The sequence below is a fragment of the Aquabacter spiritensis genome (assembly GCF_004346185.1).
Classification (GTDB): domain Bacteria; phylum Pseudomonadota; class Alphaproteobacteria; order Rhizobiales; family Xanthobacteraceae; genus Aquabacter; species Aquabacter spiritensis.
In genome coordinates, this window is sequence record NZ_SMAI01000013.1 from 1 (window position 1) to 13,853 (window position 13,853).

General features: G+C 68.2%; 14 protein-coding genes and 1 pseudogene. 8 read left to right on the top strand and 7 right to left on the bottom strand.

What is annotated here, in order from left to right:
• Window positions 1–453 precede the first annotated feature (453 nt).
• The 4 genes from EDC64_RS17910 (at window position 454) to EDC64_RS17925 (ending at window position 2,700) form a co-directional block, all read left to right on the top strand.
• Window positions 454–1,287 carry a hypothetical protein gene (locus tag EDC64_RS17910; protein WP_132033912.1) on the top strand — a complete coding sequence of 278 codons (834 nt, stop codon included), beginning with the start codon at window positions 454–456 and terminating at the stop codon, window positions 1,285–1,287.
• Window positions 1,284–1,661, top strand: a complete 378-nt coding sequence (locus EDC64_RS17915; RefSeq protein ID WP_132033914.1) for a DUF2019 domain-containing protein — start codon at window positions 1,284–1,286, stop codon at window positions 1,659–1,661. Before EDC64_RS17910 ends, EDC64_RS17915 begins: the two co-directional genes overlap by 4 nt.
• Before the next feature lie 248 nt (window positions 1,662–1,909).
• Window positions 1,910–2,329, top strand: coding sequence for a hypothetical protein (locus EDC64_RS17920; protein ID WP_132033916.1), 420 nt, complete (start codon window positions 1,910–1,912; stop codon window positions 2,327–2,329).
• Window positions 2,326–2,700, top strand: a complete 375-nt coding sequence (locus tag EDC64_RS17925; protein WP_132033918.1) for a DUF2019 domain-containing protein — start codon at window positions 2,326–2,328, stop codon at window positions 2,698–2,700. Before EDC64_RS17920 ends, EDC64_RS17925 begins: the two co-directional genes overlap by 4 nt.
• A gap of 133 nt (window positions 2,701–2,833) precedes the next feature.
• Here the strand turns inward: EDC64_RS17925 and eno are convergent, their stop codons facing one another.
• On the bottom strand, window positions 2,834–4,117 hold the full coding sequence (gene eno / locus EDC64_RS17930) for a phosphopyruvate hydratase (protein ID WP_132033920.1): 1,284 nt from the start codon (window positions 4,115–4,117) through the stop codon (window positions 2,834–2,836).
• 191 nt (window positions 4,118–4,308) lie between these two features.
• Between eno and queF the strand changes: the two genes are divergently transcribed.
• From queF to moaB, 4 genes are all read left to right on the top strand, one after another.
• The gene (gene queF, locus EDC64_RS17935; RefSeq protein ID WP_132033922.1) at window positions 4,309–4,761 is read left to right on the top strand and encodes a preQ(1) synthase; all 453 of its coding nucleotides are present in this window, start codon (window positions 4,309–4,311) and stop codon (window positions 4,759–4,761) included.
• Window positions 4,762–4,773: 12 nt separating this feature from the next.
• Window positions 4,774–5,781 (top strand): hypothetical protein, encoded by a 1,008-nt coding sequence (locus tag EDC64_RS17940; RefSeq protein WP_132033924.1) that lies wholly within the window; start codon window positions 4,774–4,776, stop codon window positions 5,779–5,781.
• A 147-nt stretch (window positions 5,782–5,928) separates the two neighbouring features.
• Window positions 5,929–6,801 carry a KPN_02809 family neutral zinc metallopeptidase gene (ypfJ, locus tag EDC64_RS17945; protein WP_132033926.1) on the top strand — a complete coding sequence of 291 codons (873 nt, stop codon included), beginning with the start codon at window positions 5,929–5,931 and terminating at the stop codon, window positions 6,799–6,801.
• Window positions 6,801–7,364: a molybdenum cofactor biosynthesis protein B gene (moaB, locus tag EDC64_RS17950; RefSeq protein ID WP_132033928.1), complete on the top strand. Its 564-nt coding sequence runs from the start codon at window positions 6,801–6,803 to the stop codon at window positions 7,362–7,364. The genes ypfJ and moaB overlap by 1 nt, the downstream gene beginning before the upstream one ends.
• A 34-nt stretch (window positions 7,365–7,398) precedes the next feature.
• Here moaB and EDC64_RS17955 read toward each other — a convergent pair whose 3' ends face one another.
• The 6 genes and pseudogenes from EDC64_RS17955 to EDC64_RS17980 form a co-directional block, all read right to left on the bottom strand.
• Window positions 7,399–8,091 (bottom strand): glycoside hydrolase family 75 protein, encoded by a 693-nt coding sequence (locus EDC64_RS17955; RefSeq protein ID WP_132033930.1) that lies wholly within the window; start codon window positions 8,089–8,091, stop codon window positions 7,399–7,401.
• Between the two features lie 75 nt (window positions 8,092–8,166).
• The gene (locus EDC64_RS17960) at window positions 8,167–9,012 is read right to left on the bottom strand and encodes a hypothetical protein (RefSeq protein ID WP_132033932.1); all 846 of its coding nucleotides are present in this window, start codon (window positions 9,010–9,012) and stop codon (window positions 8,167–8,169) included.
• A complete protein-coding gene (locus EDC64_RS17965; protein ID WP_132033934.1) occupies window positions 9,009–10,847 on the bottom strand; it encodes a hypothetical protein in 1,839 nt (612 codons plus the stop codon). Before EDC64_RS17965 ends, EDC64_RS17960 begins: the two co-directional genes overlap by 4 nt.
• 11 nt (window positions 10,848–10,858) lie before the next feature.
• Entirely contained in the window at window positions 10,859–11,248 is a 390-nt protein-coding gene (locus EDC64_RS17970; RefSeq protein WP_132033936.1) for a hypothetical protein, read from the bottom strand.
• Complete coding sequence (locus EDC64_RS17975; protein ID WP_132033938.1) at window positions 11,235–11,594, bottom strand: hypothetical protein; 360 nt, start codon at window positions 11,592–11,594, stop codon at window positions 11,235–11,237. The genes EDC64_RS17970 and EDC64_RS17975 overlap by 14 nt, the downstream gene beginning before the upstream one ends.
• Before the next feature lie 229 nt (window positions 11,595–11,823).
• Window positions 11,824–13,820: pseudogene (locus tag EDC64_RS17980) on the bottom strand (PhoX family protein).
• Window positions 13,821–13,853: the final 33 nt, after the last annotated feature.

Sequence of the window (13,853 nt, forward strand, 5' to 3'; positions counted from 1 at the left end):
CTTTGACCTGTCGCTCTTACCGGGAGGTCCTTCCCGCACCCGCTGCCGTCCCCCTCCCTGACTCTCCCCAGCCCCCTCCCTCACCCTCCCCCGCAAGCGGGAGAGGGGATCCGGACGGTGCCGGCCGCGCGCGGCCGCGCGCGCCATGACGGGTGGCTGACACGGTCTGTTCTCTACGGAAACAAAGGCGCGCCGCGAACAGCGCGCACCTCTCCAGACAGCCTTTTCTCTGCACACGCCACGCGCCCGCTTGCGCACCGGGCTCCCTCTCCCGCGTGCGGGGGAGGGCTGGGGAGGGGGCTGGCCCAGGTCTCCGCGCTTCACCGAAAGACGCATCCGGGGTCGCCCCGACACCCGCACCGATCCCATCACGCATTCGTGATATAGGAATATTATCCGCCACCCCTCCAACCTCGCCCATCCTTGCGCAGGCGCACGGATGGCGAGGGGACCATGCAGAGACACGCGGACCAGTGGAGCACCACCCAAGAGCTTCTGCGGATGAGGTCCGACCTCGCCGCCATGCGCTTCATGCTCAAGCTGATGGCCTTTGCCCGGCGGCAGGCGAAATTCGACCCGAACCAGCCGCGCGTCCCGCGTGGGTATGAGACCGGCGGGCAATGGACCGACGGCGACGATGCCGGCGCGCCGACGCGCGACGACGGCGCCGGCTGGCCGCGCGGCGGTCCGGCATCGGACGCGCCCGCCGGCCCCGTCATCATCATCACCCCGCCGCCGGGCATCGGGCACAATCAGGGGCCGCCGCTCGACCCGCTGCTCGACCCGCCGCCCGAGGTGCCGCCCCGGGAGCCGGCGGGAGACAGCCGCAAATATCTTTTGGCGCGGGATGCCGCCCGATGGATCTCCAGGAACTTGAAATATTTCAGAATTCACCCGGCTGCCATTGCTTTTACGGTGCTTCTCGAGGCGACGATCTGGTTTGCCGAACGGTATATTCCCTATATAAATGCTTATCTGGCGGCGCCGAAGACCTTGGACGCCTTGCGTGCGGACGTCGACGTCCCGGCCCGCGGCACCGACGTCCACCATCTCGTGGAGCGCGCAGCCGGCGCGCGCGAGGGATTTCCGGCGGACCTCGTGTACGGCAAAGCGAATCTGGTGCGGATTTCGACCTTCAGGCACTGGGAGATCAATGCGTGGTTCGCGCGTCCACAAGATGCGACTGAGGGAAAGACACCGCGAGAATATCTGAAAGGAAAATCATGGAGTGAACATGTCCGGATTGGTTTGGAGGCCCTCAATGAAATGGGAGTCGTTATAAAATGAAGGAAAAAGCTCTAAACGATATGACGGAAGAAGAGATCGTCGATGAATTCACGAGTCTGGCGGTGCGGCAGAAGGAAGCGTCGGAGAAAGACAGATTCTCGATTTACAACAAGCTGTACGCGCGTGTCGTAGAGTTGGGGCGGGAGTTGAAGAGCAGGCCGGGTGATCGGAGGCGCGATCTTCTGCCCTTGCTTGCGCATGACAACGTTCAGGTCCGCTTTATGGCCGCGAGAGAAGTCCTGGCCGTGGCGCCGGAGGCAGCGTGCCGGACGCTGCAGGAGATCAAGGACAGCAACTGGTTCCCATTCGCGGCGGACGCCGGCACGACGCTCTCCGCCTTCAAATCGGGGGTCTTTCCCCGCCCCGATCCGTGAGGCCCACCGAGCGTCCGGAAGAGGCCCGATAGGACCGTGGCCGTAACTCCCCCGCCTTCAGGCGAGGGGGCGGGGACGATGGTCCCAAGCCCGCCGGCGGCACCCGTCATCATCATCACCCCGCCGCCGCCGGACGTTGGGCACAATCAGGGGCCGCCGCTCGACCCGCCGCCCGAGGTTCCGTCCCGGGAGCCGGCGGGAGACGGCGCAAATATCATCTGGCGCGGGATGCCGCCCGATGGATCTCAATGAACTTGAAATATTTTAGAATCTACCCGGCGGCCATTGCTTTACCGGTGCTTCTCGAGGCGACGATCTGGTTTGCCGAACGGTATAGTCCCTCTATAAATGCTTATCTGGCGGCGCCGAAGACCTTGGACGCCTTGCGTGCGGACGTCGACGTCCCGGCCCGCGGCACCGACGTCCACCATCTCGTGGAGCGCGCAGCCGGCGCGCGCGAGGGATTTCCGGCGGACCTCGTGTACGGCAAAGCAAATCTGGTGCGGATTTCGACCTTCAAGCACTGGGAGATCAATGCGTGGTTCGCACGTAAAAATCAGAAGACGGAAGATGTCACGCCTCGTGAATACCTCAAGGGTAAGCCATTTAGGGAGCATGTCCGGATCGGAATCGAAGCGCTTAAGGATACAGGAGTGATCGCGCCATGAAGAAAAATAAAACATTGTCAGAAATGACGGAAGAAGAGCTTGTTGGTGAGTTCACAAATGCGTCTATTGCGCAGAAGGAGGCATCTGAGAAAGATAAATTTTCAAAATATAATAAATTATTTGATCGAATTGTAGAAATAAGAAATGAACGAAAAATTCGGCCCGGTGACCGGCGGCGGGATTTGTTGCCGTTATTGACGCATGACAACATTCAGGTCCGGCTCATGGCAGCGATAGAAACGCTGGCCGTGGCGCCCGATGCGGCCTGCCGCACGTTAAAGGAAATAAAGGACAGCAACTGGTTTCCGTTCGCAATGGATGCCAGTTCGACACTCTCCTGGTTCGAGTCGGGAAGGTTCCGGCCCGAATAGCGGGCGGGGGGACGCTCCAGGTCCCTTCCCGCGTGCAGTGCTGCTCCTCCGTTTGCGGGGAGAGCAAGAAAATGTTCGGCGCAGGCCACACGGCCTGGCTTGGGGGCCCGGCCGCATGGCGTGGTGCGAGCGATCAGGCCAGGGCCTTCAGCGCCGCTTTGCCGGCATATTTTGCCGCCGTGCCGAGTTCCTGCTCGATCCGCAGGAGCTGGTTGTATTTGGCGGTGCGGTCGGAGCGGGCGAGCGAGCCGGTCTTGATCTGCCCGCAATTGGTGGCGACCGCGAGGTCGGCGATGGTCGCATCCTCGGTCTCGCCCGAGCGGTGCGACATCACCGCCCGGTAGCCGGCCTTGTGGGCCATTTCCACCGCCTCCAGGGTCTCGGTGAGCGAGCCGATCTGGTTCACCTTGACCAGGATGGCGTTGCCGGTCGCTTCGCGGATGCCGCGCGACAGGCGCGCGACATTGGTGACGAACAAATCGTCGCCGACCAGCTGGCATTTGGCGCCGATCGTGTCGGTCAGCAGCTTCCAGCCGGCCCAATCGTCCTCGCCCATGCCGTCTTCGATGGTGACGATGGGATAGGCGGCCACGAGGTCGGCGAGATAGCGCACCTGGGCCTCGATGTCCCGCACCTTGCCCTCGCCCTCATAATGATAGGCACCGTCCTTGAAGAATTCGGTGGCGGCGCAATCGAGGCCGATGAACACGTCTTCGCCGGGCGTGAAGCCGGCGGTCTCGACCGCCTTCATGACGAAATCCAAAGCCGCCTCGGCCGAAGCGAGGTTGGGGGCGAAGCCGCCTTCGTCGCCGACATTGGTGTTGTGGCCGGCCTGCTTCAGCCCCTTCTTCAGGGTGTGGAAGATTTCCGCGCCCCAGCGCAGGCCCTCGGCGAAGCTGTCGGCGCCGGCCGGCAGGATCATGAATTCCTGGAAGTCGATCGGATTGTCGGCATGGGCGCCGCCATTGACGATGTTCATCATCGGCACCGGCAAAGTGCGGGCGTTCACGCCGCCGACATAGCGGTAGAGCGGAAGCGACGTAGCGAGGGCGGCCGCCTTGGCCACGGCCAGCGACACGCCGAGGATCGCATTGGCGCCGAGCCGGGCCTTGTTCGGCGTGCCGTCCAGCTCGATCAAGGTGGTGTCGATCTTCACCTGGTCCTCGGCGTCGAAGCCGCCGATGGCGTCGAAGATCTCGCCGTTCACGGCGTCCACCGCCTTTTCGACGCCCTTGCCGAGATAGCGGTCGGGATCGCCGTCGCGCAGTTCCATCGCCTCGTGGGCGCCGGTCGAGGCGCCGGAGGGCACTGCGGCACGGCCGAGCGAGCCATCCTCCAGAAGCACGTCGACCTCCACCGTGGGATTGCCCCGGCTGTCGAGGATTTCGCGGCCGATGATGTCGACGATGGCGGTCATGGAGCGTCCTTCCCTGTTCGGTCGCGCGCCTTCTACCGCGTCCGCCGCCGGCTTAGAAGGGGCCGGCGCAGCGGCACCTTGCCCCCGCGGCAGGCGGCTTCTGCGATTGCGCGCTTGAGGCGGAGCCCCGGCTCGGCTTGACTGCGCGCGGAGTTGCGGGCGCAGGCCGCAGCATCGGCGAGGAGAAGGTCATGACCGAAGAGACGCTTCAGCTCGGGCGGCAGGTGGCGCTGCCGGCCAGTCCCGAGGCGGCGGTGCTGGAGAGCGTGCCGAACCCGCATTCCGACACTTTCTATGTCGCGCGCTTCACCTGCCCGGAATTCACCTCGCTCTGCCCGGTGACCGGCCAGCCGGACTTCGCGCATCTGGTGATCGATTACGTGCCCCATCGCCGGCTGGTCGAATCGAAGTCGCTGAAACTGTTCCTCGCCGCCTATCGCAATCACGGCGCGTTCCATGAGGACTGCACCATCGACATCGCCAAGCGGCTGGTGGGCCTGGTGGCGCCGCATTATCTGCGGATCGCCGGCTATTGGGCGCCGCGCGGCGGCATTCCGATCGACGTCTTCTGGCAGACCGGCACTCTGCCGGCCGGCGTCTGGCTGCCCGAGCCCGGCGTCTCGCCCTATCGCATGCGCGGCTGACGGGAGGCCGGCATGGCGCGTCTCCTCGTCACCAACGGCGATTGCGCCGCCGCCGCCCTCCGCGCCGTCGGCGTCCCGGGCCGGCTGCTGCCTTGGCGCGACGGGCTGCATGACGGGCCGGTGCCGGCCGACGACCGGCTCGACATGGTGTCGGACGCGCGGGCAGGCTTCCTCGCCGCGGCGATGGGCCTCGCCTTCGACGCGGTGCGCGCGGATTTCGCGGTACGCGACGGGGTGATCGAGGCGCACATCGCCTATGACACGGTCGAATTGTGGTTCGAGCACGATCTCTACGACCAGCTCCAATTGATCCAGCTCCTCGCTTTCTTCGCCAGCGAACCGGACCGGCGCGGCCTGTTCCTGGTCCAAGCGGACACCTATCTCGGGCCGATGGCGCCTGACGCGATCGCCGGGCTGGCACCGGCGGCCGCGCCGGTGCGCGCGATCCAGCTCGAGGCCGGCCGCGCCGCCTGGGCGGCCTTCACCGCCGCCACGCCCGAGGCGCTCGCGGCCTTTGCCGCGCGGCCGGTTCCCGGCCTTCCCCATCTCGCGCCCGCCCTGCGCCGTGCGCTCGCCGAGCTGCCGGCACCGGGCAACGGCCTCTCTTTGACCCAGGCGCGCGCCATGGCGGCGCTCGCGGCGGGGCCGTCTTCGGCGGCACGCCTGTTCGCCGCCGTGTCGGTGCAGGAAGCGGCGCGGTTTCTCGGCGACCTCTCTTTCTTTCTGCAGCTCGACGACCTCGCCTTCGCGCCGACGCCGCTCATTTCGGGCCTGCCGCATCCCGTGCACGACTGTCCCGCCTTCACCCCCGCCGCGCCGCCGACCCCGGCGGAAGCCGCCTACCGCGCCTATGCCGAGGCGCCGCTGGCCTTGACCGCAGCCGGTCGGGCGGCCTTGTCGGGATCGTTCGACCATGCCGCCGAGAATGCCGTCACGCGCTGGCTGGGCGGCACCCATTTGCGGCCCGGCGCCCTGTGGCGCTACGACCGCGACCGCGCGCGCCTCGTTGCGCCGGATTGAGCGCGACGCCGGCTCGGGAGAGTTCCGGATGGCGGACGCGCCAGCTCCGTGCGATCAAGACGCGGCAATCCGGGGGCGGGGCGAACCGGAAGCGCCGCCGTGCGTTGAGCATGGCAGGCGCGCGGCGTCTCGGCGCAGGAGGCACGAATGAAGTGGGAGGATTTCCGCCCGAGCGGCAATGTCGAGGACCGGCGCGGGATGCGCATGCCCGGTGGCGCAGGCGGCGTCGGCATCGGCACTTTGGTCGTGGTCGGTCTGGTCGGCTGGGCGCTCGGCATCAACCCGCTCGTCCTCCTCTCGGGTCTGGACGCGATCCAGGGCGGCGGCAGCCCCACGCAGCAGAGCGCGCAGCCGCAGGGCCGGCACGGCGCGCCGACCGACGAGCTCGGCCGCTTCGCGGACCGGGTGCTCGCCCAGACCGAGGAGGTCTGGACCGGCCTGTTCCGCGCCCAGGGGCGGACCTATCAGGAACCGACCATGGTGCTGTTTTCCGGCGCCACCCGCTCGGCCTGTGGCGGCGCCTCCTCGGCCATGGGGCCGTTTTATTGCCCGCTCGACAAGAAGGTCTATCTCGATCTCGGCTTCTTCCAGGAGATGAAGACCCGCTTCAAGGCGCCGGGCGACTTCGCCGCCGCTTATGTGATCGCCCACGAGGTCGGGCACCATGTCCAGAACATCACCGGCATCCTGCCCAAGGTGCAGGAGGCGCAGCGCACCGCGCGCAGCCGCGCCGAGGCGAACGCGCTTTCGGTGCGCACCGAACTGATGGCCGATTGCCTCGCCGGCGTCTGGGCGCATCATGCCAATGCGCGGTTCCGCATCCTGGAGCCGGGCGACGTCGAAGAGGCGCTCAATGCGGCGAGCGCGATCGGCGACGACAAGCTGCAGGAGCGCGCCCAGGGCCGCGTGGTGCCGGATTCCTTCACCCACGGCACGTCGGAACAGCGCGTGACCTGGTTCACACGGGGCCTGAAATCCGGCTCCATGCAGCAATGCAACGCCTTGCAGGGAGCCATCTGATGTCCGGCCTCGACATGACCCGTCCGTTCGTCGCGCTCAGGATCGCGGTGCTCACCGTGTCCGACAGCCGCGACCTTGCGAGCGACCGCTCCGGCGCGCTGCTCGCCGAGCGGATCGTCGCGGCCGGCCATGACCTGGCGGCGCGCGAGATCGTGCCCGACGAGGTGGCGCAGATCCAGGACGTGGTGAAGGCCTGGATCGCCGATCCCGCAATCGACGCGGTGATCACCACCGGCGGCACCGGCTTCACCGGCCGCGACGTGACGCCCGAGGCGGTCGAGCCGCTGTTCGAAAAGCGCATGGAGGGCTTTTCGACCGTCTTTCACATGGTGTCGTTCGGCAAGATCGGCACCTCGACCCTGCAGAGCCGCGCGACCGCGGGCGTGGCGAACGCGACCTATGTCTTCTGCCTGCCGGGCTCGCCGGGCGCGTGCCGCGACGGCTGGGACGAGATCCTCGCCAATCAGCTCGACATGCGCCACCGCCCGTGCAATTTCGTCGAGATCCTGCCGCGCCTCGACGAACACCTGAAGCGCGCCAAGGCGCAGGGCGCCGGCCTCTGAGCGCGCGCCGGCGCCCCTTCGGCGGCGATCCGGCTCAGCCGACATAATGGACCGGCCAGCCCCCGGCCTCGTCCAATAGCGCGCGGGCGGCTTCGGAAATCTCTGCCGCCGAGCGGGGCCATGTGCGGAAGGCCTTACCGGCGCGCGGAAAGACGATGTATTCGAACTCGCCCTTGGGGGCGCCCTTGCCGGTGCGGGGATTCGGCGATGTGCCGCCGAGCGCGGTCGCGAGCCTCAGCGACATTTCCCCGAGCGGCGCCTTGGGCGGTCCGATATCGGCGATGATCGCCGCCGTCTCCATCGCGCCGTCGCTGCGGCGGGCGAGGGCCAGATTGCCGACATAGCCGGTGCCGGCCTGCGCATAGAAGGCGCCGGGCAGGACGATGTAGGGGATCGTTTCCGAATCCACGTATTTCAGCGGGTCTGTCTCCTCCCGGTCCGGATCGTGGAGCGAGGTCTTGCTGATGAAATAGCCGGCATAAGGGCCACCCTCGCGCACCAGCGGCCGCGCGGGATCGGCCGGGTCCGTCACCAGGACGCCGCGCCAGCCTTTGTGGGGATAGCCCGCATTGGCGAGATCATCGAGGCCGGTATTGTCGGGGTGATAGGCCCGCGGCGTGCCGTCGGCATCCAGCGAGACGTAGGACGTCTTGTAGCTGTAGGCCTTGCGGCTTTCGTCCCGGAAGATGTCGGTGCCTTGATAGGTCTGCCAATAGGAAAACACCATGATGACCCCCTCGCTTCCTGCGGCGCCGGACCAGAGTGCAGACGGGCGCCGGACGTCTGATGGGCGGTTGCGGCCTTAACAGCGTTCGGAGGACAGGAACGGTTTGAAGCTCGCCAGGGCCGGTTTCAGCGCGGCCCGCGCCGCCTCGGCCTGTGGCTTCAGCGCGGGGACGCGGGCGGCAATGCCGGCCAGCCGCGTGTCGATATTGTCGATGCGGCAGCCGGCCGCCCGGACATGCCGGCCGAGGGCGTCGCGCGCCTCCGGCGCAAGGCCCCGATAGGGTCCAGCACCGCCATTGATCGCCTGCCAGTGCACCACGATGGACGGAGCGAGCGCGGCGATGGCGCCGAGCTTCTGCTCCACGGCGGCGACATAGAGCCTGTCCTGCTCCACCTGGGCGAGGTCCGGGGGGTGGTCGCGGAGCGCAGCGCGGATCGCGTCGCTGGCGATGATGTCGGGTGCGAGAAGAAGGATCGCGCAGTCGCGCGGCGCGCCCTCCGGCGGCGACAGGCCGGCGCAGGCCCGGGTCCCGAGTTCGGCGGCCTCCAGCGCCAACGCGTCGGCGCGGCCCTCGGCATGGAAGGATGCCGACACGACGAGGCGGGACAGGCTGACCTTGGTGACGCCCGTGCTGGTGCGCGCCAGCGTCAGAGCGTCCTGTGCGACGGCCACGAAGCCGTCGGTGAGGTCGTCGGTTTGTTCGCGCCGCGCGTCCGGCTTGAGGCCGGACCCCTGGATCGTCTGTTCGCGCGCCACGAGGGCCTGGTAGGTGCCGTGCAGCTCGGACTGGGACAGGCTGGCGCAGCCGCCGAGGGTGAGAAGGAGGAGGAGGAGGGCGCCCGCGCGGGGGAGCCCGCCACCGGCAGTGCGGCTTCCGGCAACGCGGCTTCCGGCACCGCGGCTTCCGGCACCGTGGCTCATGGCGTCCCCTTCGATCGGTAGAGCAGCTTGCGCAGGTCCGCGTCCGATGCCGGGAGGGTGCCGGTGTCGAGCGCCCCGGCAACCAGAGTGCGGAACAGGAAGAGCCATTCCCGCGCGCCGATCCGGTCGGCGGGCGCAACGGCGAGCGCGTTCAGCCGCACGAGCAGGGCATCCAGCGCCGGCAGATTCTTCGCCGCGCGGTCGGCATTGCCGGCGGCGACCTTCAGGGTCTCGCAGATCGCATCCGCCAGCGTGTCGCCGAGCAGCACCGCGCCGTCGGCGCGGCCGGACACTTTGAGCGCGGTTTCGGCCTGGGCGAGGATGCGGGCGACGATCCGGGTCGCCAAGTGCTGCTCCGGCGCCGCGCCGTCGAGGCCGAACAGCCGGCCGGGATTGCGCGCCGCTTCGTCCAGCAATGTGGCGACGATGGTCTTCCAGCCCTCCGGGGACACCAGCAAGGTGGTGTCCGCGGCAAAGGCGGCGGCGAGGGTGGCGGTGAGGGATCGCAGCTCCTGGCCGTCGCCGGTCAGCATGCCGGGCGTCGCGGCGACCTTGGCGAGGACCAGCTTGACGAGCCCTGTGAACAGCTCCGGGGTGAAGATGCTCTCCAGCGGCGTTCCGGCGTTCAGCCCCTGGCCGAGGCCGCCGACGAATTGCTGGATCGCCGTGCCGGCGAGGTCCGCCCAGGGCGTCTTGACCCGGAACGGCAAATTGTCGTTCAGCCCCTCCAGGGCCGCGACCACGATCGCCACCTCCCAGCCCGGCGCCAAAGGCCTGAGTCCCGCGGCGGCGATCGCCACCTTGCTCAGGACGCCGCGATAGAAATCCTCCGGCGCGCCCGTGCCGGGGATCACCGCCTCGGCGCGGGCGGCGACGCCGCGTAGAAGCGCCTGATAGACCGGGACCCATCCTTCGGGCTGCGCCAGCGTCGCGAATTCGCGGCCTTGGACCGCGGCGAGAAACGCCTGGGTGAGGGCGCCCGCGGTCTTGGCGGGGTCGAAGGCGGCGCCGAGAAGGGCGCGCTGGTTCTGTGCCACCACGTCGAGGCCGGCGGCGACCATGCGGGGCAGGACATCATCGCGCAATCGCGTCAAGGCAATCCGCGCCAGCACATCGTCCGGCGCGGACCTGGCGAAGTCCTGGGCGAGCGGCAGGGTCATTGCCCGCAACAGATCCTGCAGGGGCTTCTGGCCGATGACGAGATCGGGGCTCTTGGCGAGGGTTTCGAGTCCCGCCTGAAGGACGATGGCCGCGAGGCGCTCGACGAAATCGGCCTGACCGGGGGCGTCCAGCTTGGGCAGCAGCCCTTGGAGATTGGCGGCCAGGGCGGCGACCAGCTTCTCCCCGCGCGCGCCGGACGCGAAGAGGCCGGGATCGAGGGCGACATAATCGAGCGCGACGCCGGCGAGCGTGGTGGCGATCCGCGCCCACGGGTCGGGCGCTTCTCCGGTCTTCCATTGCTGAAGCAGAACCACGCCGTCGCCTTCGGCAGCGAGCTGGTCGAGGCTCAGGCTGCCGGCGCCGGCTGCCGGGGACGCGAATGTCCGCTTGATGGTGAAGACCGCGTCGATGACCGCCGCCTTTGCCTCCGGCGTTGGCTTGTAAACATCGCTCACCGCATCCCAGTGCGCGTGAAGCGCGCCGCCGGGGGCGACCCAGGATCGGTAATCCCCCCTGAAATATTTGATCGCGACATCCAGCGGATCGGCCTGATCCGGCGCGGGCGGCGGCAGGTCGATCGCGGCGTCGCGGATCTGCTGTTCCAAAACACTCTGGGCGGCCGATCCGACGCGCAGGAGGCTACGGAGGGTGAAGAAGATCAAATCGGGGGACATGGCGCGCTCCGTCACCCGAGATTGCGGCGCTCGGCGACGGGAATTTCATCCGGCGGCTTGGGCGTGCCGACGCTTTGAATGCCCTTCGACACCACATAGCTGCCGCCGCTGATGCCGATCAGCCCGAGCAGGCCGTCGGGAATGTCGGGGAGCGTGCCGGTTCCCTTCGCGAGCGCCGCGATCGCGTAAGCGAGATAGATCGTCGCGACGACCATGGTGAAGACCAGGAGCTGGAACCGCGACAGGCTGGCCTTGCCGTCTTCCTCGGCGATCAGGCGGTCGAGCGCGATGGTGCCGCGCCACATGCCGGCGAGGAGCGTGGCGCCGAACCCGCCGATAATCACGATTGCGATCAGGAGGGCGAGCGCGGTCAGCGAGCCAATGACATTAGGATCGGCCATCTCCCACACCCCCCGGGTTCACAGCGAGCGTCACCGAAAGGCCTTTGGCGCCGAGATAGCCGAGATGGCTCGCGCCGAGGGCGCCGAGGAGCACCGGGTCCACGTCCGGAAGCTGGGCCGCATCGCCCGAGAGATCGCGGATCGCGGTGAAACTATAAGCGGCGATGACGCCGAGCGATGTGAGCAGCGCCTGGAGGCGCCCGATGCGCGCCGGACCGCCGGAGCTTCCCGCGATGAGCCCGGCCGTGCGGATCCGACCCGACAGCATCCCGGCGGCCAGAAGCACCGCGGTGGCGAGGAGAAAGCCGACGCCGATCAGCAAAGCGACGATCACGAGGAGGGTCATGTCAGCCCCGCCGGTCACAGCTTCAGGTTGTCTGAATCTTTAGATTGTGCTGACAGGGAATGCAATTCAGAATCGTGATCTTGGCCGCGGGACGGTGGGCGTCGCCGAGAGCGCGGTCGAATCCGCCGCCAGATCCGGCTGCGCGGACGGTCGCTATCCAAGATTTGAAATCGGGGTCATCGATCGGTCCGTTTCGATCTGATCGGACCGGATCGGCCAGGATCGGGCTCTATGTTCCGACCCGCCCGCCGCCGATCTTGGTGATGGCGACGACGGAGGGGCGGGGGGGCATGTCGGGCTGGAAATCGGGCCAGCGGGTCGAGGGATCGTCGAAGGAGGAGAGCCGGCCGTCCTCGCTTTCGCCAGGATGCTGGACGGCAACGAAGAAGGTGGTGTCGTCCGGGGTGAAATAGGGCCCGCACATTTCCGCGCCGATCGGCACGGAGAAGAAGCGCTTGGCGGTCGCCCGGCCGGCGCCCTCGGTTTCGACGCCCCAGATGCCGTCGGTGCGCCCGGTGCTGCCGGCGGAATTGCCGTCGGTCGCCACCCAGAGCCGGCCCGCACTGTCGACCGCGCAATTGTCGGGATTGGCGAACCAGCCATAGCCGGTGGTCGCCGAGGAGAAGGTCGCGCCCACCGCCGCGATCGCGGGATCGCCGCACTTCACCAGGATCTCCCAGGAAAAGCGGTCCGCGGCATGATCGCCGCCTTCTGGCATGATCTCGACGATATGGCCGAAGGCGTTGTTGGCCCGCGGATTGGCGGCGTCGGTCTCGCTCTCCTTGCGGGCGTCGTTGGAGGTGAGCATCACATAGACCTTGCCGGTGGCCGGGTTCACTTCGACATCCTCGGGCCGGTCCATCTTGGTGGCGCCGAGGGCGTCGCCGGCGAAGCGGGCCTCGATCAGGATCTGCGCCTGGCTGGCGAAACCGTTCTGCGGCACCAGCGGCCCCTGGCCGAACACCAGCGGGCGCCATTCGCCGGTTCCGTCGGGATGGAACACCGCGACCGAGAGCGTGCCGGCATCGAGCAGGTCGCGATTGGCGGCGCGGTCGGCGGGGTCGTAGGCGCGCGCGGTGACGAAGCGATAGACATAGTCCATCCGCTGGTCGTCGCCCTGATAGACCACGAAGCGGCCGTCGCGATTGACCACATTGGCCGCGCCCTCGTGCTTGAAGCGGCCCATGGCGGTGCGCTTCTTCGGCGTCGAAGCGGGATCGAGCGGGTCGATCTCCACCACCCAGCCGAAGCGGTTGGGCTCGTTCGGCGTCTTGGAGATGTCGAACCGGTCGTGGAACTTGCCCCAGGCATAATAGGCCGCCGGGATGCCGTAGCGCTTCAGCGCCGCCGGGCGGGGATGGGCCTGCGCCGTGCCGAGGAAATAGAGATTGAAATTCTCCTCGCAGGTCAGCCAGGTGCCCCAGGGCGTGATGCCGCCGGCGCAATTGTTGATCATGCCGAGCACGGTCCGGCCTTCCGGGTCCGCCGCGGTCTTCAGGAGGTCGTCGCCCGCCGCCGGGCCGGTCAGGTGCATCGGGGTCGTCGCGGTGATGCGGCGGGCTTCCTGCGCGTCCGGCACGACGCGCCAGCGGCCGTCGATGCGGGCGATCTCGATCACCGAGCCGCCATGGGCCGCCATCTCGACATCGACCCGCTCACGCGTCATGCCGGGAAAGCCGTCTTTGGCGCGCTGCGGCCCGATGCCGGGGAACATCATGTCGGCGCTGGTATATTCGTGGTTCACGACAAGCAGGCCGCGGGCCGCGGGATCGCCGCCGGGGCGCGGGATATAGCCGACGAAGTCGTTGTTGTAGCCGAACTGCATCGCCTGGGCCGCGGGGTCTGGTTCTGCGGGTCGAAGGCGGGGGCGCCGGGCAGGACCGGGTCGCCCCAGCGCACCAGGACATGCGCCTCGTGGCCCTCCGCCACATGGATCGTGGCGTCGGGCGCGGCGGTGAGTTCGGGGAAAGGGAAGCGCGCCGCGGCATCGTCGGCGGGCGTCGTGCCGGCGGGCGCCACGGCGCGGGCGGCGGCGCGCGCCTGCGGGCCGAGCGTCGCGCCGATGGCGGCGACGCCGAGCAGGCCCTTGAGGAGATCGCGCCGACCAAAGCGCGCGGCGACCACGTCGCCCAGCGTGGGATTGGCGGCGGGGTTGCACGGCGCGTCGTCCTGCGCCTCGCGGGCGACGGCGAGCGGCTCGGGATGGACTTCGGACGGATTTGGCATGGGCATCTCGGTCGCGGAAAGGCCGTCGCGGGC

Bases quoted from the DNA above. Each gene is read 5' to 3' on its own strand.
- EDC64_RS17910 (WP_132033912.1), top strand. From the start codon at position 454: ATGCAGAGACACGCGGACCAGTGGAGCACCACCCAAGAGCTTCTGCGG.
- EDC64_RS17915 (WP_132033914.1), top strand. From the start codon at position 1,284: ATGAAGGAAAAAGCTCTAAACGATATGACGGAAGAAGAGATCGTCGAT.
- EDC64_RS17920 (WP_132033916.1), top strand. From the start codon at position 1,910: ATGAACTTGAAATATTTTAGAATCTACCCGGCGGCCATTGCTTTACCG.
- EDC64_RS17925 (WP_132033918.1), top strand. From the start codon at position 2,326: ATGAAGAAAAATAAAACATTGTCAGAAATGACGGAAGAAGAGCTTGTT.
- eno (WP_132033920.1), bottom strand. From the start codon at position 4,117: ATGACCGCCATCGTCGACATCATCGGCCGCGAAATCCTCGACAGCCGG.
- queF (WP_132033922.1), top strand. From the start codon at position 4,309: ATGACCGAAGAGACGCTTCAGCTCGGGCGGCAGGTGGCGCTGCCGGCC.
- EDC64_RS17940 (WP_132033924.1), top strand. From the start codon at position 4,774: ATGGCGCGTCTCCTCGTCACCAACGGCGATTGCGCCGCCGCCGCCCTC.
- ypfJ (WP_132033926.1), top strand. From the start codon at position 5,929: ATGAAGTGGGAGGATTTCCGCCCGAGCGGCAATGTCGAGGACCGGCGC.
- moaB (WP_132033928.1), top strand. From the start codon at position 6,801: ATGTCCGGCCTCGACATGACCCGTCCGTTCGTCGCGCTCAGGATCGCG.
- EDC64_RS17955 (WP_132033930.1), bottom strand. From the start codon at position 8,091: ATGGTGTTTTCCTATTGGCAGACCTATCAAGGCACCGACATCTTCCGG.
- EDC64_RS17960 (WP_132033932.1), bottom strand. From the start codon at position 9,012: ATGAGCCACGGTGCCGGAAGCCGCGGTGCCGGAAGCCGCGTTGCCGGA.
- EDC64_RS17965 (WP_132033934.1), bottom strand. From the start codon at position 10,847: ATGTCCCCCGATTTGATCTTCTTCACCCTCCGTAGCCTCCTGCGCGTC.
- EDC64_RS17970 (WP_132033936.1), bottom strand. From the start codon at position 11,248: ATGGCCGATCCTAATGTCATTGGCTCGCTGACCGCGCTCGCCCTCCTG.
- EDC64_RS17975 (WP_132033938.1), bottom strand. From the start codon at position 11,594: ATGACCCTCCTCGTGATCGTCGCTTTGCTGATCGGCGTCGGCTTTCTC.